The 21,021-nt window shown below is 66.1% G+C and carries 21 protein-coding genes; 13 read left to right on the top strand and 8 right to left on the bottom strand.

Annotated elements, in window-relative coordinates; translation table 11 throughout:
* Window positions 1–51: 51 nt before the first annotated feature.
* From gspK to gspG, 5 genes are read right to left on the bottom strand one after another with little or no spacing between them, the layout of a single operon-like run.
* Window positions 52–1,077, bottom strand: coding sequence for a type II secretion system minor pseudopilin GspK (gspK, locus tag FHY06_RS09080; RefSeq protein WP_184604553.1), 1,026 nt, complete (start codon window positions 1,075–1,077; stop codon window positions 52–54).
* The gene (locus tag FHY06_RS09075) at window positions 1,074–1,769 is read right to left on the bottom strand and encodes a PulJ/GspJ family protein (protein WP_184604551.1); all 696 of its coding nucleotides are present in this window, start codon (window positions 1,767–1,769) and stop codon (window positions 1,074–1,076) included. Before FHY06_RS09075 ends, gspK begins: the two co-directional genes overlap by 4 nt.
* Before the next feature lie 3 nt (window positions 1,770–1,772).
* Window positions 1,773–2,165 carry a type II secretion system minor pseudopilin GspI gene (gene gspI, locus FHY06_RS09070; RefSeq protein ID WP_132796818.1) on the bottom strand — a complete coding sequence of 131 codons (393 nt, stop codon included), beginning with the start codon at window positions 2,163–2,165 and terminating at the stop codon, window positions 1,773–1,775.
* Window positions 2,162–2,680: a prepilin-type N-terminal cleavage/methylation domain-containing protein gene (locus FHY06_RS09065; RefSeq protein WP_184604549.1), complete on the bottom strand. Its 519-nt coding sequence runs from the start codon at window positions 2,678–2,680 to the stop codon at window positions 2,162–2,164. Before FHY06_RS09065 ends, gspI begins: the two co-directional genes overlap by 4 nt.
* Window positions 2,655–3,095, bottom strand: a complete 441-nt coding sequence (gene gspG / locus FHY06_RS09060; protein WP_019654497.1) for a type II secretion system major pseudopilin GspG — start codon at window positions 3,093–3,095, stop codon at window positions 2,655–2,657. The genes FHY06_RS09065 and gspG overlap by 26 nt, the downstream gene beginning before the upstream one ends.
* Before the next feature lie 50 nt (window positions 3,096–3,145).
* On the opposite strand from gspG, the gene FHY06_RS09055 reads away from it, so the two are divergent.
* Window positions 3,146–3,793: a hypothetical protein gene (locus FHY06_RS09055; protein ID WP_184604547.1), complete on the top strand. Its 648-nt coding sequence runs from the start codon at window positions 3,146–3,148 to the stop codon at window positions 3,791–3,793.
* A gap of 60 nt (window positions 3,794–3,853) precedes the next feature.
* Here the strand turns inward: FHY06_RS09055 and ilvA are convergent, their stop codons facing one another.
* Window positions 3,854–5,470, bottom strand: coding sequence for a threonine ammonia-lyase, biosynthetic (gene ilvA, locus FHY06_RS09050; protein ID WP_019654495.1), 1,617 nt, complete (start codon window positions 5,468–5,470; stop codon window positions 3,854–3,856).
* A gap of 50 nt (window positions 5,471–5,520) precedes the next feature.
* Here ilvA and FHY06_RS09045 point away from each other — a divergent pair, with 50 nt between their 5' ends.
* Window positions 5,521–6,651 carry a site-specific integrase gene (locus FHY06_RS09045; protein WP_184604545.1) on the top strand — a complete coding sequence of 377 codons (1,131 nt, stop codon included), beginning with the start codon at window positions 5,521–5,523 and terminating at the stop codon, window positions 6,649–6,651.
* A gap of 124 nt (window positions 6,652–6,775) precedes the next feature.
* On the opposite strand, the gene FHY06_RS09040 is transcribed toward FHY06_RS09045, so the two are convergent.
* Window positions 6,776–8,014, bottom strand: coding sequence for a porin (locus FHY06_RS09040; protein WP_260310237.1), 1,239 nt, complete (start codon window positions 8,012–8,014; stop codon window positions 6,776–6,778).
* A 291-nt stretch (window positions 8,015–8,305) separates the two neighbouring features.
* Here FHY06_RS09040 and FHY06_RS09035 point away from each other — a divergent pair, with 291 nt between their 5' ends.
* Entirely contained in the window at window positions 8,306–8,755 is a 450-nt protein-coding gene (locus FHY06_RS09035) for an OsmC family protein (RefSeq protein WP_007834112.1), read from the top strand.
* Between the two features lie 17 nt (window positions 8,756–8,772).
* Here FHY06_RS09035 and coq7 read toward each other — a convergent pair whose 3' ends face one another.
* Window positions 8,773–9,402: a 2-polyprenyl-3-methyl-6-methoxy-1,4-benzoquinone monooxygenase gene (gene coq7 / locus FHY06_RS09030; protein ID WP_184604543.1), complete on the bottom strand. Its 630-nt coding sequence runs from the start codon at window positions 9,400–9,402 to the stop codon at window positions 8,773–8,775.
* A gap of 276 nt (window positions 9,403–9,678) precedes the next feature.
* Here coq7 and FHY06_RS09025 point away from each other — a divergent pair, with 276 nt between their 5' ends.
* From FHY06_RS09025 to ygiD, 10 genes are all read left to right on the top strand, one after another.
* Window positions 9,679–10,941: a porin gene (locus FHY06_RS09025; RefSeq protein ID WP_184604541.1), complete on the top strand. Its 1,263-nt coding sequence runs from the start codon at window positions 9,679–9,681 to the stop codon at window positions 10,939–10,941.
* A 184-nt stretch (window positions 10,942–11,125) separates the two neighbouring features.
* Window positions 11,126–12,106 carry an ABC transporter permease gene (locus FHY06_RS09020; RefSeq protein WP_126182634.1) on the top strand — a complete coding sequence of 327 codons (981 nt, stop codon included), beginning with the start codon at window positions 11,126–11,128 and terminating at the stop codon, window positions 12,104–12,106.
* A gap of 1 nt (window position 12,107) precedes the next feature.
* On the top strand, window positions 12,108–13,385 hold the full coding sequence (locus FHY06_RS09015) for a M20 aminoacylase family protein (RefSeq protein ID WP_184604538.1): 1,278 nt from the start codon (window positions 12,108–12,110) through the stop codon (window positions 13,383–13,385).
* Window positions 13,386–13,416: 31 nt separating this feature from the next.
* On the top strand, window positions 13,417–15,003 hold the full coding sequence (locus tag FHY06_RS09010; protein ID WP_019654488.1) for an ABC transporter substrate-binding protein: 1,587 nt from the start codon (window positions 13,417–13,419) through the stop codon (window positions 15,001–15,003).
* A 158-nt stretch (window positions 15,004–15,161) separates the two neighbouring features.
* On the top strand, window positions 15,162–16,073 hold the full coding sequence (locus FHY06_RS09005) for an ABC transporter permease (RefSeq protein ID WP_184604536.1): 912 nt from the start codon (window positions 15,162–15,164) through the stop codon (window positions 16,071–16,073).
* Window positions 16,074–16,086: 13 nt separating this feature from the next.
* A complete protein-coding gene (locus tag FHY06_RS09000; RefSeq protein ID WP_132796826.1) occupies window positions 16,087–17,157 on the top strand; it encodes an ABC transporter ATP-binding protein in 1,071 nt (356 codons plus the stop codon).
* Complete coding sequence (locus FHY06_RS08995) at window positions 17,154–18,188, top strand: ABC transporter ATP-binding protein (protein WP_019654485.1); 1,035 nt, start codon at window positions 17,154–17,156, stop codon at window positions 18,186–18,188. The genes FHY06_RS09000 and FHY06_RS08995 overlap by 4 nt, the downstream gene beginning before the upstream one ends.
* A gap of 161 nt (window positions 18,189–18,349) precedes the next feature.
* Complete coding sequence (locus tag FHY06_RS08990; protein ID WP_019654484.1) at window positions 18,350–18,529, top strand: DUF3311 domain-containing protein; 180 nt, start codon at window positions 18,350–18,352, stop codon at window positions 18,527–18,529.
* Window positions 18,529–20,034, top strand: a complete 1,506-nt coding sequence (gene mctP, locus FHY06_RS08985) for a monocarboxylate uptake permease MctP (protein ID WP_132752319.1) — start codon at window positions 18,529–18,531, stop codon at window positions 20,032–20,034. Before FHY06_RS08990 ends, mctP begins: the two co-directional genes overlap by 1 nt.
* Before the next feature lie 77 nt (window positions 20,035–20,111).
* Window positions 20,112–21,020 (top strand): 4,5-DOPA-extradiol-dioxygenase, encoded by a 909-nt coding sequence (ygiD, locus tag FHY06_RS08980; protein WP_126182639.1) that lies wholly within the window; start codon window positions 20,112–20,114, stop codon window positions 21,018–21,020.
* The last annotated feature ends 1 nt before the right edge of the window (window position 21,021 follow it).

Genomic DNA, 21,021 nt, shown 5'->3' with positions numbered 1-21,021 from the left:
CAGATGTGACGCGCGCTGGAAGGCTTTTTGGCTACAAATGGTGCATCAAAATCAGGGTTTGACCGGAGTGACCGTTGCGCCGGCGCCGCGCGTGCGCCAGATCGTCGTCACAGTGACACCGCTTCGCTGTAGCAACGAGCGTTCCTCCACGTAGGTGCGATCGAGCCGCAGCTTGCCGTAGACCTCGAAGAACTGGGTGCCCACGCCGTGCTGGGCGGCGTTGAAGGGCGCGGTGCCGCTGGGCAGGGCGGCGTTGGCGGCGGCGATGTCCTTGAAGAAGGCGCGCGAGCGGCGCTCCACCAACTGGCGCGCGCTGGCGATGTTGAGCGACTCCATGCTGGCGCTGATCGCCTCCGCGCTGGCCGTGTTGAGGTTGAGCGTGGTCTTCACCGGCAGGATCGTCACGTAGGGCTCGAGCGCCGCGGCCGTCGATGCGGAGAGGCCGAGCCACACGAGTTGCGAGACCTGTTGCGGCATCAGTGGCGCGGCACCGGAATCTGCACCGCTGGTGTTGTTGGTGCTGCCGTCGGTCGAGGTGCCGGTCGCAAGCGCTGCAGCGAGGCCCGTGGTCATCAGGCTGAGCTCCGACGCGGGCAGGCCGAGCATGTTGAACAGGCGCGTGAAGGTGGCGACGCCCGCGGGGGACGGCTTGCCGTTGTCGACCAGCGAGAGCACGTTGAGCTTGGACTGCGCATCGACGATGCGGCCCGAGAGAAAGGCGTCGGGCAGCCCTTCGAGGTTGTCGCTCGCCACGTTCTTCTCGGCCGAAAGGAAGCTGGTGAGCCGCGCCTCCTCCAGCGGAACGGCCCAGGGCTCGCCCAGGTGGTCGGGGCCGCCGGCACGGCCGTCTTCCCCGAGGATGAGGCGGGACCAGTCGAGCGCCCCGATCAGCACCCAGGCCGCCTGTACGCGCGCGCGCTCGGCGCCTTCGACCTCGGCCGAACGCCACTGCTGCCAGAGCGCGGCGGCAGCGAAGGTGGCCACGAGCATCACCGTCAGCATCGCGGCGAGCAGTGCGGCGCCGCGCTGGCTGCGTCGTGCGCTCTGGGCTGCGCTTGTTACGGGCGTCGGCGTCATGAGGTTTTCGGCGCTCCGACGGTCGGCTTGACCCAGTCGCGCGTCAGCGTGCCCGAGAGGCCCTCGCCCGGCGGCAGCGTGATGACGAGGCGCACGCCGTCGGGCATGGCGACGACCGGGCCCGAGGGGTTGTTCGGGTTGGGCTGGGTAACCGGCAACTGGCTGGCCGGCACCCAGCTGTTGTCGCGGAAGAAGAAGATCTGCCAGCTGTTGGCCGGCACCAGCGCAACGTCGCTGAAGCCGCCGTTCGAGCCGGCGCCGCCGTCCTGCGCCCAGGCGGCCGCAAGGTTCCAGGCCTGCTGCCATTCGCCGCGCGTGGTGAAGGGCAGCGATTGCCAGCGCCGCCAGCGCACGCCATCGGGGCCCGACTTGAGTGTCCAGGCCACCACCTGCACCGCGGGCGCGGTGTCGTCGCTGCCGCGGCGCGTGAGCCGCAGCACCCGGCCGTCCCAGTCGATGGGTCGGGTCTGCGCGAGCGTGGTCACTGCGTCGAGGTCGGCGCCCCATTGCGCCAGCGTGGCCTGCAGCGTGAGCACGGCATCGGCGCGCTGCTGGTTCTGCGAGGTGGCACGCGACATGCTGTCGAGGCCGCGCCAGCTCACGAGCGAGAGCAGCGCCATCACCGCGATCGCCACGAGCAGCTCGATCAACGTGAAGCCGTGCAGGGCGCGGGCACCGTGGCGTTGCCGCATCGTTCAGTACCTCCCCACCACGGTGGAGATGCGCAGGATGGGCGAATCGGCCTGGTCTCGCACCTGCACGTCGACACGCCGGAAATTCGGGTTCAGCGTCGGAATGGTCGAGGTGGTCACGTTGAAGGAGACGCCGGCCTGCAGGCAGATCGAGCCCGAATCGCCCACTGCCGGCATCTGGCGCGACAGTCGGGCCTTGGCGAGTTCGTTCTCGGCGCACAGGTCGGCCAGCACCAGGTCGGACTGGCGCTGCGCATTGCGCGTGAGCGACATGGTCGCCTGCGAGCCCGCGGCCAGTGCGATCGCGACGATGCCGAGTGCGATCAGCACCTCGATCAGCGTGAAGCCGCCGATGCGGGAGTCGGCGTGCAAAGCCGGAGCGCGTCGCGCTTTCATTGAACCGCCGACACGGTGAAGGGGCGCACCCCGTCGGTCGAGATGCGCAACGCGCGCGCGGGCGGACCGGCGGAATAAAGCATGACTTGCTGGGCCGCGATGATCGGGTCGGGCCCGAGCTGCAGAGCGGGAAGTTGTGTGCCGTTGGCGAGCGAGATCTGGGCGGTGATGCCCTCGGCGGCCCAGCCGTCGGGCAGCGAGCCGGGCAGGAGCCCGTCGAACCTGAAGCTGCCCTCGACCGGCCGCCACCGCACCACGATGCCGCTGGCGCGCGACTGGGCGCGGGCCGATTCGAGCAGGGCGGCCAGGCGATCGGCCTCGCGGTCGAGGTTGGCGGCGTTGGTGTCGCGGATGGCGAAGCTCACGGCGGCAGTGGCGATCGCGATGATGGCGATCACCACGATCAGCTCCAGCAGCGTGAAGCCGCGGGATCGGTGGATGCTGGTGCGTCGGTGCGGGTTGCGGGGCAGTGCGCCCGTGCCGCCGCTGCTACTGCCAGCTGCCGATATCGGCATTCTTGCCCTCGCCGCCGCTCTGCCCGTCGGCGCCGAACGAGAGCACGTCGATCTCGCCCTTGATGCCAGGGTTCAGGTACTGGTAGGGATGGCCCCAGGGATCGTTGGGCAGCTTCTCGACGTAGGGCTTCCAGTTGGGAGCGGCCGGGCCGGTGGTCGGGCGGGTGAGCAGCGCCTGCAGGCCCTGCTCGGCAGTGGGGTAGCGCTGGTTGTCCAGGCGGTAGAGCTTGAGCGCCTGCATCAGGTTGTTGATGTCGGTCCGGGCGGCCGTCACGCGGGCGTCGTCGGCGCGCTCGATCACGTTCGGGACGATGAGTGCCGCCAGCACGCCGATGATGACCAGCACGACCATCAGCTCGATCAGCGTGAAGCCGCGTTGGACGGTACGGGTAGCGGCACGAAGGAATTTGTTCATAGCTTGGGCAGACATGATTCGGAAGGCGCGCTGCATGATAATCCGCGGCCATGACAAGTCCTTACTCCGCCGCCCGCTGGCATGCCCCACTTGCCACGACGGGGCTTTGGGCGTTGGCGGCCGGCGCTGCGGTGTTCTGGGCGCTCCGGCTGGCGGCCCCGGCAGATGCCGTCGCGGCCGCCGCGACCATGCCGCGGCCTTCCGTGGCGGCCGATTCCGATTCGGTGGCACGCCTGCTGGGCGTGCTTCCCGAGTCGCGCACGGCGCCTGTGGCGCCGGAAGCCGCCAGCCGGTTCGCGCTGGCCGGCGTGGTGGCCGATCCTTCCAAGCGCGGCGCGGCGCTGATCTCTATCGACGGCAAGCCGCCGCGCCCTTTCCGGGTCGGCTCGGCGGTCGGTGAGAGCTATGTGCTGCAGTCGGTGGGCCTGCGCTCGGCTACGATCGGTATGCAGGCCGATGGGCCTGCGGCCTTTACGCTGCAACTGCCGGTGCGGGCGCCGATCAGCGTTTCCAGCCCTGCGCTGGCAACTGCGCCCGTGGTGGCCGTGCCGCCCGCGACGATGCCGGCAGTGGCCGTTCCGCCACAGACGCCGCAACAGCAGATCCAGCCTCCGCCGCTTCAGCCCGGTGGCGCGTTGCTGCAACAGCCGGCTTCGATGGGGGCGCCGCCCCTGCAACAGCAGGCGGTTGCGCAGTAGTCGCCCAGCCAGTATCCAGGAGCAAGAAGCGAAGCCGGCCGCGCGCCGGCTTCTGCTTTTTCAGGCCTGGAGGAAAAGCCGGTATGCCGGGTTGGCGGTCTCCTCGACGTAGGGATAGCCCAGCGTCTTGAGGAACGCGTCGAATTCTGCGGACTCGCCGGCCGGCACCTGCAGGCCGACGAGGATGCGGCCGTAGTCCGCGCCCTGATTGCGGTAGTGGAACAGGCTGATGTTCCAGCTCGGCTGCATCAGGCTCAGGAACTTGAGCAGCGCCCCCGGCCGTTCGGGGAACACGAAGCGCAGCAGGCGCTCGTCGTGCGCGAGCCCGGTACGCCCGCCAACCAGGTGCCGCAGATGCTCCTTGGCGAGTTCGTCGTGCGTGAGGTCGAGCGCGTCGAAGCCGTGCGCCGCAAAGGTCCGCGCGATGAGCGCCGACTCGCCGCGCGTCGAGGTCGTGAGGCCGACGAACACATGCGCCTTGGCCGCGTCGCTGATGCGGTAGTTGAATTCGGTCACGTTGCGCAGCGCGCCACCTCCGGTGCCTGGCGCTTCCGACTCGCTGGCCGGCATCTCGCCGATCAGTTCGCAGAAGCGGCGGAAGCTGCCGCGCTCCTCGGGCATGGTGACGGCGAACAGGGCCTCGCGCTCCTCGCCGACCTCCGCGCGTTCGGCGACGAACCGCAGCCGATCGAAATTCATGTTCGCACCGCACAGAATCGCGGCGTAGGTCTCGCCGTGTCTGCCATGCTGTGCGACGTATTCCTTGATGGCCGCGACCGCCAGCGCACCCGCCGGCTCGACGATGCTGCGCGTGTCCACGAAGATGTCCTTGATGGCGGCGCAGACGGCGTCGGTGTCGACGGCGATGTATTCGTCCACCAGTTCGCTGGCGATGCGGAAGGTTTCTTCCCCGACGAGCTTGACGGCCGTGCCGTCCGAGAACAGGCCGACATCGGGAAGGTTCACGCGCTGATGCGCAGCGACCGATTGCATCATCGCGTCGGAGTCGTTCATTTGCACGCCGATCACCTTGATCTCGGGGCGCACCGCCTTGATGTAGTTGGCCACGCCGGAGATCAGGCCGCCGCCGCCGATCGCGACGAACACCGCATCGAGCGGGCCTTGATGCTGGCGAAGGATCTCCATGGCGATGGTGCCCTGGCCGGCAATGACGTCGGGATCATCGAAGGGATGGACGAAGGTCAGGTTCTGCTTTGTCTGCAATTCGAGTGCGTGCAGATAAGCATCGGAATAGCTGTCGCCATGCAGAACGATTTCTCCGCCGAAACCGCGCACTGCATCGATTTTGAGTTTGGGTGTGGTCACCGGCATCACGATCACCGCGCGAGTGCCGAGCTTGCGGGCGCCCAATGCGACGCCTTGCGCATGATTGCCGGCCGAGGCGCAGATCACGCCGCTCGCCAATTGCTCGGCACTCAGATGCGCCATCTTGTTATAGGCGCCGCGAAGCTTGAAGCTGAAAACAGGCTGCTGGTCTTCGCGCTTCAATAGAACGGTGTTGCCGAGTCGTTCGCTGAGCGCGCGCGCCTTCTCGAGCGCGGACTCGACAGCAACGTCGTAGACCCGGGCGTTGAGAATTTTTCTGAGATAGTCGGCGGGCGTCAGCTTTGTTTTAAGAGGTGCGTCTTGCACGATTTTTTCCAAGGGAGTTTTCATTTGCTAACTGCCGATGATAAGAGGCATCGAGATTGCATGCGAGATATGGCATGGACACAAATGTCATAAACCTCTTCCACAAGGCACCAGCTGCAAATGATTCGGGATTTTTTGGACGCACCTATCCCGCGATCCATACGGCCGCCGATCAAATTACAAATGAGCAAAATCTGTTATCAATTTCTGTCAGTGATCTTTCGAAGAGGCTGATGCAGGCGGAGGCCGCGCGCGTTCAGCGAAAAGAAATCGGACGTGCTACCTGGCAGGTGATGGGCAACAGATTGCGTGCGCACATCGTTCCGTTGCTGCGCGATGTGCCCGTGCAATCGTTCGCGACGGCTGATGCGCAACGCCTGATCGATCACCTCGGAGAGCAGGGCTTCACCAGTACGACCATTGCCCAGTACCTGGTGCTGCTGCGCAAAGTGGTGATGCACGGCGTGCACATCGGCGTGCTTCGCGATGCGCCTGCATTCCCGAAGGTCGAGGTGCGCAGCCAGCCGCGTGGCAGCTTCAGCGTTGCGGAGTACCGCGCGATCATCAAGACGGCGCGTAGCCTGCGCGGGCATTCGCATCCGGTGCTCGATCAGCTTGCCGCGGGCGAGCGCTTCTGGATCGCGCGCGAGTTGCTTGCGATGCCGCATGAACTGCCATGGCTGGTTCGCTGGATGGTGAACACCTTCGTGCGCCCGAGCGACATCAAGTTCATGAAGCACAGGCACATCGAGGTGGTGCGTGGCAAGCACGTCTATCTGCGGATGAACCTTCCGGAGACCAAGCGGCACAGCCAGCCGATCGTGAGCCTGTGTCCTGCCGTGCGGGTCTATGAATGCCTGCTCGCCTACCGGGATGAGCATGGGTACGGCGGCGCGGAAGACTATGTGTTCATGCCGCAGCTCAAGAATCGGGAGCACGCCCTGGCGGTGCTCAACTTCTTCTTTCACTGGGTTCTCGAAAAAGCTGGGCTCGAGAAGGGGCCGCTGGGCCAGTCGAGGACCTTGTACTGCCTGCGCCATACTGCCATCACGTTGCGGCTTCTGTACGGGCAAGGAATCGACATGCTGACCTTGGCGCGCAACGCGCGCACGAGCGTTAACATGGTCGAGCGTTTCTACGCCTCGGTATTGAGCGGAGAAATGAATGTGGGGTTGCTGCAGAGCCGGCGTAGCCGGACAAGCTGAAAGAGAACGGGGAAAACGAGAAAAAGCCGCCCGGCGTGAGCCGGGCGACTTGAGGCATGTTTGCCGCTTCGAACTGGCGGGAGCCAGCATCGGGGTCAGGCAAAGAACTTGAAAAGTTCGACGATCAGAATGCGTGGCGAATGCCGAAGTCGTAGCCCGTCGAAGTCTTCGGCTTGAACACGTTCTCGGAGGCCTTGTAGAAACCGGGGCCGCCGACCGTCAGTGCTGCGCCGTTCTTGTCGCTGACACGAGCGATCGTTGCATACAGCGCCGTTCGCTTGGACAGGTTGTGCACATAGCCCAGCGCGAGCTTGTTCGCCTTTGGATCGGGGGTGTTCAAGCCGTAGGGATTGAACGGCTTGTTGTAGTCGTACTTGACGCTCGAGTAGGCTGCACGGATGAGTCCCGGGCCGACCGGCACGGTCATGCCGAGCAGGTAGCCGTTCAGATCCACGTCTGGACGGGCTCCGATGATGGGCGTGATTTCGTAGTCGCGCGAATTCTTGGCGCGCGACACTTCGCCGAACAGCTTCACGGGACCGAAGTCGTACGAGGCGCCCAGGTTGAACGTCTTCACGTAGTCGGTGGTGCCTGCGTAGTACTGGTCGGCGACCGTGCTGTTGCCGTACGAAACCGCCACGTCGAGCGGGCCATTGGCGTAGCCGAAGCGGCCCCCGATGTAGCGGCCGGCCCGGCTCTTGGAGGTGCTGCTGTCCTTAGGCGTGAAGCCGCCATTGCTGTACTTGTCGTTCTCATGGAACGCGTACATGACCTGGCCGTAGAAACCGCCCAGGTTCGGGGGCAGGAAGTAGCCGATCGAGTTGCTGGCGCGGGCGTAGTTCTGGTTGCCCCCGAAACCGCCGGTGTCCTTGGCGCCATAGGTCTCGGCGTTGAAGCCGTTGGCGGTGTTGATGAGGTTGCTGCCGACACCGTTGGTGCCGAAGGGATCGAAGACGGTGTCGTTCCAGAAGGTCGGGGTGTAGTCGCGGCCCAGGCGCAGTTCGCCGAAACCGCCCGACAGGCTCACGGTCGAACGACGGGCGAAACTGGCAACTCCGGTTGCACCGTCGTCGTTGGCTACGGGGGCTTCGAGCCAGAAGCTGGCTGCGAGGCCGCCACCAAGGTCTTCGGTCCCGCGAAAGCCGAGGCGACTCGAGTTGTAGCCCGAGTTGGCCATAGCCCTGCGGCTGACCTTGACGCTGCCCAGGTTCGTGTAGATGGGAGCGCCGAAGCTGTTGGGCAGAACGGTGGGCTTCAGGTCACGCGAACTGGACGAGTAACCGCTGATCGACGCGTCGACCACACCAAACAGAGTGACGGACGACTGAGCCGAGGCAACACCGGCAACAGCCAGGGCAGCCAGAGCAACTGCCCTTTCAAGGCGAGAAACTGCCCTTTGGCCCAGTGAAACTAGAGTCGCCGCCGCGTAGGCAGCGGTCTCCGGAAAGAAAAAAGCCCCGAGCTTTGCAGCTCGGGGCTAAATCCACCAATTGGAAGGGTGGAGGAGACAACTTGCCGCGCATACGTTTGCGCAATGAAATAAAGTATATCGGCTGTTTGTTGCGATGCAACAAGCGAGTGACGCTTTTCCCACACATTCATGGGTGCTGTTGTGCATTTTGTCCGGCATCCTCGACCTGGAACCCCGAAAACCATGGAATGCACAGTAAGTTGGACCGGCGACGCGGGCACGCGATCGGCCATGGGCTTCGTTGCCGAGACGGGCAGCGGCCACGTCCTGATGATGGACGGCGCCCCCGACGCCGCCAAGCCGGAAAACGGCGGACAGAACCTCGCCGCGCGGCCCATGGAGACCGTGCTGGCCGGAACCGGGGGCTGCACCGCCTACGACGTGGTGCTGATCCTCAAGCGGGGGAGGCACCGCGTCGAACGCTGCAGCGTCAAGCTGACCAGCGAGCGGGCCGAGAAGGACCCCAAGGTCTTCACCAAGATCCACATGCATTTCACCGTGGCCGGCAAGGGCATTCCGGCTTCTGCCGTGGAGCGCGCGATCGCGCTGAGCCACGAAACCTACTGCTCCGCAAGCATCATGCTTGCCAAGACAGCCGAGATCACGACCAGTTTCGACCTGATCGAAACCTGAGCAGGGGCCCGGCTGGATCAGATGCGGTGCGCCAGCGTGGTCATCACGCGGGAAGCCACACGCATCAAGGCCTTGGCGGGCGTCGGGAGCTCCGCCGCACCGGCATCAACCGCCTGGGACGCATGGCGGGCCTCGTCCAGCTTCATCTGCTCGACCACCGCCCGGGAGGCGCTGTCCTGGGCCGGGAGACGGTCCAGATGGCTGTCGAGGTGTGCTTCCACCTGGCGTTCCGTCTCCGCGACGAACCCGAGGCTCAAAGGGTCTCCAAGTCGGCCCGCGACGAGGCCGAGGCCGAATGCGCCCGCATACCAGAGCGGATTGAGGATGGAAGGGCGCGCCCCCAGTTCGTCCAGCCTCTGGCGAGTCCACGCCAGATGATCGGTTTCTTCGTGAGCTGCCTCGATGAAATGGGCTCGCAGGGCGGGATCGCTCGCCACGGCTGCCTGCGCCGTGTAAAGCGCCTGGGCGCAGACTTCGCCAACATGGTTCACCCGCATCAGGGCTCCGGCTTCCCGCCGCTCGGCGTCGGTCATTTCGCCTGGGGTTTGTGACGGGGCAGGCAGGGCGCGCGTGGCATGGGGACGGGCGAAAAGCGTGCGCAGCGCTGAGTCCGCCGCGGTCAGGACGGGGTCGATCATGAACGTCATGCATCTATTTGAACGCACCTGGGAGGGGCCGCGCCGATCCGGTCGATTTTCATAATGTGATGTATCGGGGCCTAAGTCCTTTGTTGCAAGCGTGCAACGAAACGCGCGGGACATCCAAGATTTCGGGAGATTTGTTTTGCCCTGCCGCAGGCTCTGGTGCAATAGCATCAACTTCCCAAAAGGAGGTTGGCCCGGGGTCCGGTGGGAGCACAAAAGTGCCAGTCACGGTGAGCCCTTCGCACCGGAGCCCTATGTTTAACCTTGGAGAAACTTGCAATGAAAAAATCTCTAGTTGCTCTGGCTGCCCTGGCTGTTGCCGGTGTTGCCTCGGCTCAGTCGTCCGTCACTCTGTTTGGTGTGGTCGACGCGTCGGTCAGCGGCTACTCGAACACCGCGCGTGACAACCGCGCGACCGTTTTCCCCAACGCTTTCGGCATCCCCGTCTACCTGAACCAAGGTTCGGTCAAGACCAGCCGTCGTGAACTGGCTAACTCGGCTTACAACTCCAGCCGTCTGGGCTTCCGTGGTACGGAAGACCTGGGTGGTGGCCTGGCCGCCAGCTTCTGGCTCGAAGCCCCGATCAGCAACGACGACGGCAGCCAAGGTGTTGCAACGTTCGCTCGTCGCTCGACCGTGAGCCTGTCGGGTGGTTTCGGTGAAATCCGTCTGGGTCGTGACTACACCCCGACGTTCTGGAACGACACCGTGTTCGACGCGTTCGGCACCAACGGCGTTGGTACCAACCTGATCTCGACGGCCAACACCGGTTTCGGTGGCTTCGGTACCCCCGCTGCCAGCGTCGGTTCGTTCGCCAACGTCGGTTCGAGCAACTACGTTCGCGCCAGCAACACGATCGGCTATTTCCTGCCTCCGAACCTGGGCGGCTTCTATGGCCAGTTCCAGTACGGCATGGCTGAGAAGACCAAGTACAGCTCGGGCATCTACACGCCTGACGTGGCCAACAGCCAGCGTCAAGGTCGTTACATCGGCGGCCGCTTCGGCTACGCAAACGGTCCTCTGGACGTTGCGCTGGCTTATGGCAGCAGCACGGTCGGCGACAACTACTACGCCGGCACGACCACCAAGGTCAACACCCTGAACCTGGGCGCTTCGTATGACTTCGGTCCCGTGAAGCTGTTCGGTGAACTGTCGAAGGCCAAGAACAAGATCGACTACGAAGTGACGCCTCTCCTGGGCGGCCGTCCTGACATCGATCTGACCGGCTACCTGCTCGGCGTGACCGTGCCGGTCGGCGCTGGCCTGATCCGCGCTTCGTGGTCGCACGTCAAGTACGACACGAACCAGCCGTTCAAGCCGTTCGCGGTCAACAACTCTGATCCGAAGGCGAACAAGATCGCTCTGGGCTACGTGCACAACCTGTCGAAGCGCACGGCTCTGTACGCCACGATCGCTCGCGTCAGCAACAAGAACGGTGCTGGCCTGACGGTTGGCGGCCCGGCCTTCTACAACAACGCAGCTGGCGCCTTCACCCCGAAGAGCTCCACCGGCTACGACTTCGGTATCCGTCACGCTTTCTAATCTGACGCTGGCGCAAGCCAGCTTCGGTTAAAAAGTCAAAAGCCACTCGGCGAAAGTCGAGTGGCTTTTTTTCGTCCGGACCTTCCTCGCATTTCCTTGGGGAATCACGATGCGCACCCCCGGGGAACCCCCGTGCGGGCACGCACCTTGCACTGCTAGCATGCCCGTTCACTTTGCTCGCTGAATGATCGCCTTTGTACTGCGCCGCCTGATCCAGGCCGTGATCGTGATGATCGCGGTCGCGTTCATCGCCTTTCTTCTTTTCCAATACGTCGGCGACCCCGTCGTGTTCCTGCTGGGGCAGGACGCCAAGCCCGAGCAGATCCGCGAACTGCGCGCCGCATTGGGGCTCGACCAACCCTTCTTCGTGCAGTTCTGGCACTTTCTCGTGAATGCGGCGCAGGGCGAATTCGGCCTGAGCCTGCGCCAGGGCGCGAAGGTGTCGCGCCTGATCGGCGAGCGCTTCCCGGCCACGCTCGAGCTCGCACTGGTCGCCGCCGTGCTGGCGCTCTTCATCGGCATCCCGATGGGCGTGTACACCGCGCTGCGCCGCGGCACCTTCATGAGCCAGGTGTTCATGACCGTGTCGCTGATCGGCGTGTCGCTGCCGACCTTTCTCATCGGCATCCTGCTGATCCTGGTCTTCGCGGTCACGCTGGGCTGGTTCCCCAGCTTCGGCCGGGGCGAGACGGTGAACTTCGGCTGGTGGACCAGCGGCCTCTTCAGCGTCGATGGCTGGCAGCACATCGTGCTCCCGGCGGTGACGCTGGCGATCTTCCAGCTCACGCTGATCATGCGGTTGGTGCGCGCCGAGATGCTTGAGGTGCTGCGCACCGACTACATCAAGTTCGCGCGCGCACGGGGCCTGTCGAACCGCGCCATCCATTTCGGACATGCGCTCAAGAACACGCTGGTGCCGGTGATGACCATCACCGGCCTGCAGCTCGGCGGCCTCATCGCGTTCGCGATCATCACCGAGTCGGTGTTCCAGTGGCCCGGCATGGGCCTGCTCTTCATCCAGGCCGTGACCTTCGCCGACATCCCGGTGATGGCGGCCTACCTGTGCCTCATCGCCCTGATCTTCGTGGTGATCAACCTCGTGGTCGACCTGCTGTATTTCGTGGTCGACCCTCGACTGCGCGTGGGCAGGGCAGGAGGCCACTGAAATGACGACTGCGGGAACGACGGCAGCTCCGCGACTGACGACGGCCTCCGGCCGCGCGTTCGCCCACATCGCCAGCTTCTACCCCGAGATCGAGGCTTTCCGCCGCGACCTGCACGCCCATCCCGAGCTCGGCTTCGAGGAGGTGTACACGTCCGGGCGTGTGCGCGAGGCGCTGCGTGCCTGCGGCGTCGACGAGATCCACGACGGCATCGGCAAGACCGGTGTGGTCGGCGTGATCCGCGGCCGCTCGACGGCCAGCGGCCGGATGATCGGCCTGCGCGCCGACATGGACGCGCTGCCCATGCGCGAGGACAACGACTTCGCCTGGCGCTCTGCCTGCGACGGCCTGATGCACGGCTGCGGCCACGACGGCCACACCGCGATGCTCGTCGGCGCCGCGCGCTACCTGGCCGAGACGCGCAACTTCGATGGCACCGCGGTGCTCATCTTCCAGCCCGGCGAGGAAGGCTTCGCCGGCGCGCGCGTGATGATCGAGGACGGCCTGTTCGACCGCTTCCCGGTCGACGCCGTCTACGCGATGCACAACTGGCCCGCCATGCCGGCCGGCACGGTGGGCATCAACCGAGGCGCGATGATGGCCGCGGCCGACCGCATCACCATCGAGATCAAGGGCAAGGGCGGCCACGGCGCGCACGCCTACCAGACCATCGACCCGGTGATCGTCGCGGCGCACATCATCACCGCGGCCCAAACCATCGTGTCGCGCAACGTGCGCCCCATCGACGCGGCCGTCATCAGCATCTGCGCGATGCAGGCCGGCGACCTCGGCGCGATGAGCGTGGTGCCCGGCGAGGCGACGCTGGTCGGCACCGTGCGCACCTTCAGTTCGCGCGTGCAGGCGCAGGTCGAGCAGCGCCTGAACGAGCTGTGCGCGGCCATCGCCTCCGGCTTTGGCGCAACGGCCACCGTCAAGTACGAGCGCATCTACCCGGCCACCATCAACACCGCGCCCGAGGCCATGTTCGCGGCCGACGTGGCCGAGTCGCTGGTCGGCGCGCGCAACGTCGAGCGCAGCATGGAGCCCAGCATGGGCGCGGAAGACTTCTCCTTCATGCTGCAGAAGAAGGCCGGTGCCTACCTTCGCATCGGCCAGAACGTGCGCGATGGCGCCTATCTGCACAACAGCCGCTACGACTTCAACGACGAGATCCTGCCGCTGGGCGCCGCGCTGCATGCCGGCCTGATCGAGCAGGGCATGCCGCTTGCCGCTACCCGCGGCGCGCAGCCAGGGAAAGCAGCCGCCACCGCGGCGACGTGATTTGTTTGATTCCAACCCGAGGAGTGTTCCCATGAGTTTCAAGAAGAATGTGGCTGCGGCCGCCGTTTTGTGCGCCCTGAGCGCCTTCAGCATGGTCGCCGGTGCGCAGACCATCCGCATCGCGAACCAGGGGGACGCGCTATCGCTGGACCCGCACTCGCTCAACGAGTCGCTGCAGCTGAGCACCACCGCCAACGTCTATGAAACTCTGGTCGGACGCAACAAGGACCTGAGCGTCGCGCCGCTGCTGGCCACCAGCTGGAAGCAGACCTCGCCCACGGTGTGGCGCTTCGAGCTGCGCAAGAACGTGCAGTTCCACGATGGCACGCCGTTCACGGCCGACGACGTTCTCTTCAGCTTCGCGCGCGCCTCGGGCGACGGCTCGGACATGAAGTCGAACACAACCGACATCAAGGAAGTGCGCAAGGTCGACTCGCACACCATCGAGATCGAGACCAAGGGGCCGTTCCCCATCCTTCCCGACGTCATCACGCAGCTCATGATCATGAGCAAGAAGTGGTGTGAAGAAAACAAGGCCGTCACACCCGTGGACCGCCGCAAGGGCATCGAGAACACCGCCTCGTTCAAGGCCAACGGCACCGGTCCGTACCGCGTGCGCGAACGCCAGCCGAACGTGCGCACCGTGTTCACGCGCAACCCGACCTACTGGGGCAAGATCGAAGGCAACGCGCAGGAAATCATCTTCACGCCGATCGCCAACCCGGCCACCCGCGTCGCGGCGCTGCTCTCGGGCGAGGTCGACGTGATGGAGCCCGTGCCGGTGCAGGACATCGCACGCGTCAATGCCAGCCCGAACGCCCGCGTCATCGCCGGCCCCGAGCTGCGCACCATCTTCCTGGGAATGGACCAGAAGCGCGACGAACTGCTCTACTCCAGCGTGAAGGGCAAGAACCCGTTCAAGGACAAGCGCGTGCGCCAGGCCTTCTACCAGGCCATCGACATCGTGGGCATCCAGCGCACCGTGATGCGCGGCGCCTCGCGCCCGACCGGCCTGATGGTCGGCCCCGGCATCAACGGCTGGACCGAAGCCCAGGACAAGCGCCTGCCGCTGGACGTCGAAGGCGCCAAGAAGCTGCTGGCCGACGCCGGCTACCCGAATGGCTTCGAAGTCACCATGAACTGCCCGAACGACCGCTACGTCAACGACGGCCAGATCTGCCAGAGCGTGGCGTCGAACCTCGCGAAGATCGGCGTCAAGATCAACCTCGCGGCCGAGACCAAGGGCACCTACTTCCCGAAGGTGCTGCGCCGCGACACCAGCTTCTACATGCTGGGCTGGACCCCGACCACCTACGATTCGCACAACGCGCTGACCGCGCTGATGGCCTGCCCCGACGACAAGACCGGAGCCGGCCAGTTCAACCTGGGCGCGTACTGCAATCCGAAGGTCGACGAGCTGACCAAGAAGATCCAGTCGGAAACCGACAAGTCCAAGCGCGACGCGATGATCAAGGAAGCCTTCGACCTTCACACCGCCGACGTGGGCCACCTGCCGCTGCACCAGCAGACGCTGGCCTGGGGTGTGAGCAAGAAGGTGTCGCTCACCCAGATGGCCGACAACTACATGCCGTTCAAGTGGATGAGCATCAAGCCGTAAGACAGCGGGCCGCCCGCGCGGCGGCCTGACCATGGGCCCGCTTCTTGCGGGCCCATTCCTTTTTGCTTCGCGATGAAAAATAACCCCCACGCTCCCCTTGCTGCGCAAGGTCCGCTGCCCCCCGAGGGGGCAGCTTTTCATCCTGGGGCGGCCCGGCGATGAAGAAAACAATTGCCCGTTGGCTCGACAGCGATGTCGGCTACAGCTTCCGCACATCGCCCGTGGCCATGGCCGCGGCGCTGATCGCGCTGGTCTGCGTGTTCTGCGCGGTGTTCGCCGGCTGGGTCTCGCCGCACAACCCCTTCGACCTGGCCACTCTGGAACTGGGTGACGCGCGGCTACCGCCCGCATGGAGCGCCGAAGGCTCCTCCAAGTATCTGTTGGGCACCGACGACCAGGGCCGCGACATCCTATCGGCCGTGATCTACGGCGCGCGCATCTCGCTGATCGTCGGCATGGTGTCGGTGGTGCTGTCGGTCGCGGTCGGCGTGGTGCTGGGCCTGCTGGCCGGCTTCTTCGGCGGCTGGCTCGACTCCTTCCTCATGCGCGTATGCGACGTGATGCTGTCGTTCCCGCCGATCCTGGTGGCGCTGTTGATCGCGGGCGTCGGACGCGCGCTCTTTCCGGGGGCGCACGAGTCGCTCGCCTTCGGCGTGCTGATCATCTCCATCTCGCTGACCGGCTGGGTGCAGTACGCGCGCACGGTGCGCGGCTCCACGCTGGTGGAGCGCAGCAAGGAGTACGTGCAGGCCGCGCGCGTCACCGGCGTGGCGCCGCTGCGCATCATGCTGCGCCACGTGCTGCCCAACGTGCTGGGGCCGGTGACGGTGCTCGCCACGATCCAGGTGGCGACGGCCATCATCACCGAGGCCACGCTGTCGTTCCTCGGCGTCGGCGTGCCGCCCACTTCGCCTTCGCTGGGCACGCTCATCAGCATCGGCAACCAGTACCTGTTCTCGGGCGAATGGTGGATCACCGTGTTCCCCGGCCTGATGCTGGTGCTGATCGCGCTCAGCGTGAACCTGCTGGGCGACTGGCTGCGCGACGCATTGAACCCCCGCCTGCGATGAGAGAGGTAGCGCCATGAGCCTGTTGCAAGTCAAAGACCTCGTCGTCGAATTTCCCCACCGCCGCGGCACGTTGCGCGCGCTGGACCGCATTTCCTTCGACATCGCGCCCGGGGAGATCCTGGGCGTGGTGGGCGAATCGGGCGCCGGCAAGTCGCTCACCGGCGCAGCCATCATCGGCCTGCTGGAGCCGCCGGGCCGCGTGGCCGGCGGCGAGATCCTGCTGGAGGGCCAGCGCATCGACAACCTCGGCTTCGAGGCGATGCGGCCCATCCGCGGGCGCAAGATCGGCGCGATCTTCCAGGACCCGCTGACCTCGCTGAACCCGCTCTACACCGTGGGCCGCCAGCTGGTGGAAACCATCCGCGCCCACCTGCCGGTGAGCGAGGCCGAGGCGCGCAAGCGGGCCATCGGCCTGCTGCAGGACACAGGTATTCCGGCGGCCGAGCAGCGCATCGACCACTTCCCGCACCAGTTCTCCGGCGGCATGCGCCAGCGCGTGGTGATCGCGCTCGCGCTCGCGGCCGAGCCCAAGCTCATCGTGGCCGACGAGCCGACCACCGCGCTCGACGTGTCGATCCAGGCGCAGATCATCCAGCTGCTCAAGCAGGTCTGCAAGGAACGCGGCGCGGCGGTGATGCTGATCACGCACGACATGGGCGTGATCGCCGAGACCTGCGACCGCGTGGCGGTGATGTACGCCGGGCGCATCGCCGAGATCGGCCCGGTGCACGAGGTGATCCACCAGCCCGCGCATCCCTACACCTCGGGCCTGATGGGCTCGATTCCCGACATGACCAGCGACCGCGAGCGCCTCAACCAGATCGACGGTGCGATGCCGCGGCTCAATGCCATCCCGGCCGGCTGCGCCTACAACCCTCGCTGCCCGCGCACCTTCGCGCGCTGCCTGGTCGAGCGCCCCGAACTCATGCATGCCGGCGCCACGCGCGCCGCCTGCTGGCTGCACGACGCGGCCGACCCGCACGTGGGCCAGGCCGAGATCGCCGCGAAGCACCATGAAGCGATGGCGGCGGGCGAGCGCGCCACGCCCGAGGCTGCCGAGAGCATCGTGGAGGTGACGCGATGAACGCCGTTGCAAGCACCGTGGCAAGTACCCCGGCGAATGGCGAGCCGCTCGTCGTCGCCCACGACCTCGCGCGCACCTTCGACGTCTCGCCGCCCTGGCTCAACCGCGTGCTCGAGCGCAAGCCGCGCGTGCTGCTGCATGCGGTGGACGGCGTGAGCTTTTCCATCGAGCGCGGCAAGACGCTGGCGCTGGTGGGCGAATCGGGCTGCGGCAAGAGCACCGTGGCGCGGCTGCTGGTGGGGCTCTACGCGCCCACGCGCGGCGGCCTGAAGTTCGACGGGCAGGATGCGCACGCCGCCTTCAAGACCGCCGAAGGCCGCAAGCTGCGCCGCCGCATCCAGATGATCTTCCAGGACCCCTACGCGAGCCTCAACCCGCGCTGGATCGTGGAGGACATCATCGGCGAGCCGCTGCGCGAGCACGACATCCTCAGCGACAAGGCCGCGCTGCGCGAGCGCGTGGGCGAGCTGCTGAAGTCGGTGGGCCTGTCGCCGCTGGACATGAGCAAGTACCCGCACCAGTTCTCCGGCGGCCAGCGCCAGCGCATCTCCATCGCGCGCGCCCTTGCCACGCAGCCCGAGTTCCTGGTCTGCGACGAGCCCACTTCCGCGCTCGACGTGAGCGTGCAGGCGCAGGTGCTCAACATCATGAAGGACCTGCAGCGCGAGCAGGGCCTGACCTACCTCTTCATCTCGCACAACCTCGCCGTGGTGCGGCACGTGGCCGACCAGGTCGGCGTGATGTACCTGGGCCGGCTGGTCGAGGTGGCGGACAAGCAGGACCTGTTCTCGGCGCCGCGCCATCCGTACACGCGCATGCTGCTGGACGCCATCCCGCAGATGAAGCAGACCGGCCGCTCGCGCACCCCGGTGCAGGGAGAGGTGCCGAATCCGCTGAACCCGCCCGCGGGCTGCGCCTTCCATCCGCGCTGCCCGCATGCGAATGCGCGCTGCTCGGCGGAGCGGCCGAAGCTGTCGAGCATCGGTGGCGTGCAGGTGGCCTGCCATGCGGTGGAAGAAGGGCGCATCTAGCGTCTGTAGCGAAGGGCAGGGATCGGCAGGGAGGCGGCACAGGGAAGGGAGAGGAGAGGGACTGGCGACGCGCGCAATTCCGGGGTCGGCGCCGCGTGTTCGGCTTTAGGTCTATAAGCCTTGGTGTGCTTTCGTAAAAATCACACCAAGGAGAACAGCACATGCAGGCCTTGCTCCTGTTGCCCTTCGTCGGGCTTCTCTGGCTGCCGTTCTACAACAGCCCCTTGCCGGCGCTGTTCGGCTTCCCCTTCTTCTACTGGTACCAGCTGCTGTGGGTTCCCGTCACGGCACTGCTGATCTGGATCGTGTACCGCAGCGGGTATGACGCAGGAGACGAATGATGGACGGCCAGATCAACTGGACCGCGCTCTCGGTCTTCGTCTTCTTTTTCGTGCTGGTCACGGTGATGGGCTTCGCGGCCTCGCGATGGCAAAGCGGCGGCGCGAGCCACAAGGGCGCCCATCTGGATGAATGGGGCCTGGGCGGGCGCAACTTCGGCACCTGGATCACCTGGTTCCTGGTGGGCGGCGACTTCTACACTGCCTACACCGTCATCGCGGTGCCCGCGCTGGTGTACGCCGTGGGCGCCTATGGGTTCTTCGCGCTGCCGTACACCATCCTCGTCTACCCGATCGTCTTCATCATCATGCCGAAGCTCTGGCATGCCGCTCACAAGGCCGGGCACGTCACGGCCGCCGACGTGGTGTACGGGCGCTATGGCTCGCGGGCCCTGGAGCTGGCCATCGCGGTGACCGGCGTGGTCGCGACCATGCCGTACATCGCGCTGCAGCTGGTGGGCATGGAGGTGGTCATCAAGGCGCTGGGCCTCACGGGCGAGCTGCCGCTGGCGGCCGCCTTCGTGATCCTCGCCCTCTACACCTACTCGGCGGGCCTGCGGGCGCCGGCGCTCATCGCCTTCGTCAAGGACCTGATGATCTACATCGTGGTGCTGGTGGCGGTGGTGCTGGTGCCCATGAAGCTCGGCGGCTACGGCCACGTGTTCCAGGTGGCCGGCGATGCCTTCGCGGCCAAGGGCGGCGCCACCGGGCTCACGCTCAAGCCGGCCCAGTACCTGCCGTATGCGAGCCTGGCGCTGGGCTCGGCGCTGGCGGCCTTCATGTACCCGCACACGCTGACCGGCATCTTCGCGGCGAAGAGCGCCAACACCATCCGCAAGAACGCCGTCTTCCTGCCGGCCTACACGGTGCTGCTGGGGCTGATCGCGCTGCTGGGCTACATGGCCTATGCGGCGCATCTCTCGGTGAAGAGCAACAACGACGTGGTGCCAGCGCTCTTCAATGCACTGTTCCCGTCGTGGTTCGCGGGCTTCGCGTTCGCGGCCATCGCCATCGGCGCTCTGGTGCCGGCGGCCGTGATGTCGATCGGCGCGGCCAACCTGTTCACGCGCAATTTCTGGAAGGCCTACGTGCGGCCCGATGTCACCCCGGCGGGCGAGGCCAAGGTGGCGAAGATCGTGTCGCTGGTGGTCAAGCTGGGGGCGCTGGTGTTCATCCTGTTCCTGCCCACGCAGTTCGCGCTCGACCTGCAGCTGCTGGGCGGCCTGTGGATCCTGCAGACCTTCCCGGCGGTGGTGTTCGGGCTGTTCTTCGGCTGGTTCCGCGCGCCGGCGCTCCTGGCCGGCTGGGCCGTGGGGTTGGCCGGCGGCAGCTGGCTGGCGTTCTCGGACGGCATCAAGCCCGTGCACACCTTCGTGATCGGCGGGGACAGCTACACGCTCTACACCGGACTGGCGGCGCTCGTGCTCAACATCGTCGTCGCGGTGGCGGTGCAGCTGGTGGTCAAGGGCGCACCGCTGCGCGAAGCGCCCGTGCTGGCCGGAAAGTAGCGGCAGCCGCCGGTCGCTTTCAAGAAAGTGTGCGCAAAGGCACTGCCTTGCGCCGAAAACTGTTGCAGAGTGCCGGCATGCCACTGACGACGACTCTCGCAACCCCCGAACCCGGCCGCCGCGGCTTCCTGATGGGCACCGCGCTCGGCGCGACCGCGGTGCTGGCCTCGCTGGCCTGCAGCGTGCAGGCCGCGGGATCGCCCACGCGGCGCATGCCGGTGATCTTCATCGGCCATGGCTCGCCGATGAACGCCATCACCGACAACGGCTTCACGCGCCGGCTGGCGGCGTGGGGCAGGGAGCTGCCGCGGCCGTCGGCGATTCTCAGCGTCTCGGCGCACTGGCTGAGCCGCGGCGCCACCGGTGTCGGAATCCAGGAGCGGCCGAAGACGATCCACGACTTCGGCGGCTTCCCGCAGGCGCTGTTCGATGTCGAATACCCGGCGCCGGGCCACCCGGCATTCGCCCGCGAGACCGTGGGTGCGGTGAAGCAGACGCCGGTGATCGCCACCGACCAGTGGGGCCTGGACCACGGCACATGGACGGTGCTGAAGCACCTCTACCCCAAGGCCGACATCCCGGTGTTCCAGCTCAGCATCGACTACGACAAGCCGGCCGCCTTCCATTACGCGGTGGGGCGAGACCTGGCCGCGCTGCGCGACAAGGGCGTGCTGGTGATGGGCAGCGGCAACGTGGTCCACAACCTGCGCGCCACCGACCGCGGCGTGCCGGACGGCCCGAGCGCCAGCCGGCCGTGGGCGCAGTCCTTCGACGATGCGGTGAAGTCAGCGCTGGCGGGCCGCGACGACCGGGCGCTGGTCGACTACGCGAAGCTGGAAGGCGCGGCCACCGCGGTGGCGACGCCCGATCACTACTACCCCTTCCTCTACGCGCTGGGCGCCGCCGGCAGCAGCGAGCGCGCGAAGACGGTCTACGAAGGATTCCAGTCGGGCACGCTCAGCATGCGTTGCCTGCAGTTCGGCTGAG

The sequence above is a fragment of the Variovorax atrisoli genome, from assembly GCF_014195185.1.
Taxonomy (GTDB): domain Bacteria; phylum Pseudomonadota; class Gammaproteobacteria; order Burkholderiales; family Burkholderiaceae_C; genus Variovorax; species Variovorax atrisoli.
Note: the sequence above shows the minus strand (reverse complement) of the source record. Positions and strands in the feature narration are given on the sequence as shown.

Coding starts and splice junctions, on each gene's coding strand:
- gspK (WP_184604553.1), bottom strand. CDS start 1,077: ATGACGCCGACGCCCGTAACAAGCGCAGCCCAGAGCGCACGACGCAGC.
- FHY06_RS09075 (WP_184604551.1), bottom strand. CDS start 1,769: ATGCGGCAACGCCACGGTGCCCGCGCCCTGCACGGCTTCACGTTGATC.
- gspI (WP_132796818.1), bottom strand. CDS start 2,165: ATGAAAGCGCGACGCGCTCCGGCTTTGCACGCCGACTCCCGCATCGGC.
- FHY06_RS09065 (WP_184604549.1), bottom strand. CDS start 2,680: ATGCCGATATCGGCAGCTGGCAGTAGCAGCGGCGGCACGGGCGCACTG.
- gspG (WP_019654497.1), bottom strand. CDS start 3,095: ATGAACAAATTCCTTCGTGCCGCTACCCGTACCGTCCAACGCGGCTTC.
- FHY06_RS09055 (WP_184604547.1), top strand. CDS start 3,146: ATGACAAGTCCTTACTCCGCCGCCCGCTGGCATGCCCCACTTGCCACG.
- ilvA (WP_019654495.1), bottom strand. CDS start 5,470: ATGAAAACTCCCTTGGAAAAAATCGTGCAAGACGCACCTCTTAAAACA.
- FHY06_RS09045 (WP_184604545.1), top strand. CDS start 5,521: ATGGACACAAATGTCATAAACCTCTTCCACAAGGCACCAGCTGCAAAT.
- FHY06_RS09035 (WP_007834112.1), top strand. CDS start 8,306: ATGGAATGCACAGTAAGTTGGACCGGCGACGCGGGCACGCGATCGGCC.
- coq7 (WP_184604543.1), bottom strand. CDS start 9,402: ATGACGTTCATGATCGACCCCGTCCTGACCGCGGCGGACTCAGCGCTG.
- FHY06_RS09025 (WP_184604541.1), top strand. CDS start 9,679: ATGAAAAAATCTCTAGTTGCTCTGGCTGCCCTGGCTGTTGCCGGTGTT.
- FHY06_RS09020 (WP_126182634.1), top strand. CDS start 11,126: ATGATCGCCTTTGTACTGCGCCGCCTGATCCAGGCCGTGATCGTGATG.
- FHY06_RS09015 (WP_184604538.1), top strand. CDS start 12,108: ATGACGACTGCGGGAACGACGGCAGCTCCGCGACTGACGACGGCCTCC.
- FHY06_RS09010 (WP_019654488.1), top strand. CDS start 13,417: ATGAGTTTCAAGAAGAATGTGGCTGCGGCCGCCGTTTTGTGCGCCCTG.
- FHY06_RS09005 (WP_184604536.1), top strand. CDS start 15,162: ATGAAGAAAACAATTGCCCGTTGGCTCGACAGCGATGTCGGCTACAGC.
- FHY06_RS09000 (WP_132796826.1), top strand. CDS start 16,087: ATGAGCCTGTTGCAAGTCAAAGACCTCGTCGTCGAATTTCCCCACCGC.
- FHY06_RS08995 (WP_019654485.1), top strand. CDS start 17,154: ATGAACGCCGTTGCAAGCACCGTGGCAAGTACCCCGGCGAATGGCGAG.
- FHY06_RS08990 (WP_019654484.1), top strand. CDS start 18,350: ATGCAGGCCTTGCTCCTGTTGCCCTTCGTCGGGCTTCTCTGGCTGCCG.
- mctP (WP_132752319.1), top strand. CDS start 18,529: ATGGACGGCCAGATCAACTGGACCGCGCTCTCGGTCTTCGTCTTCTTT.
- ygiD (WP_126182639.1), top strand. CDS start 20,112: ATGCCACTGACGACGACTCTCGCAACCCCCGAACCCGGCCGCCGCGGC.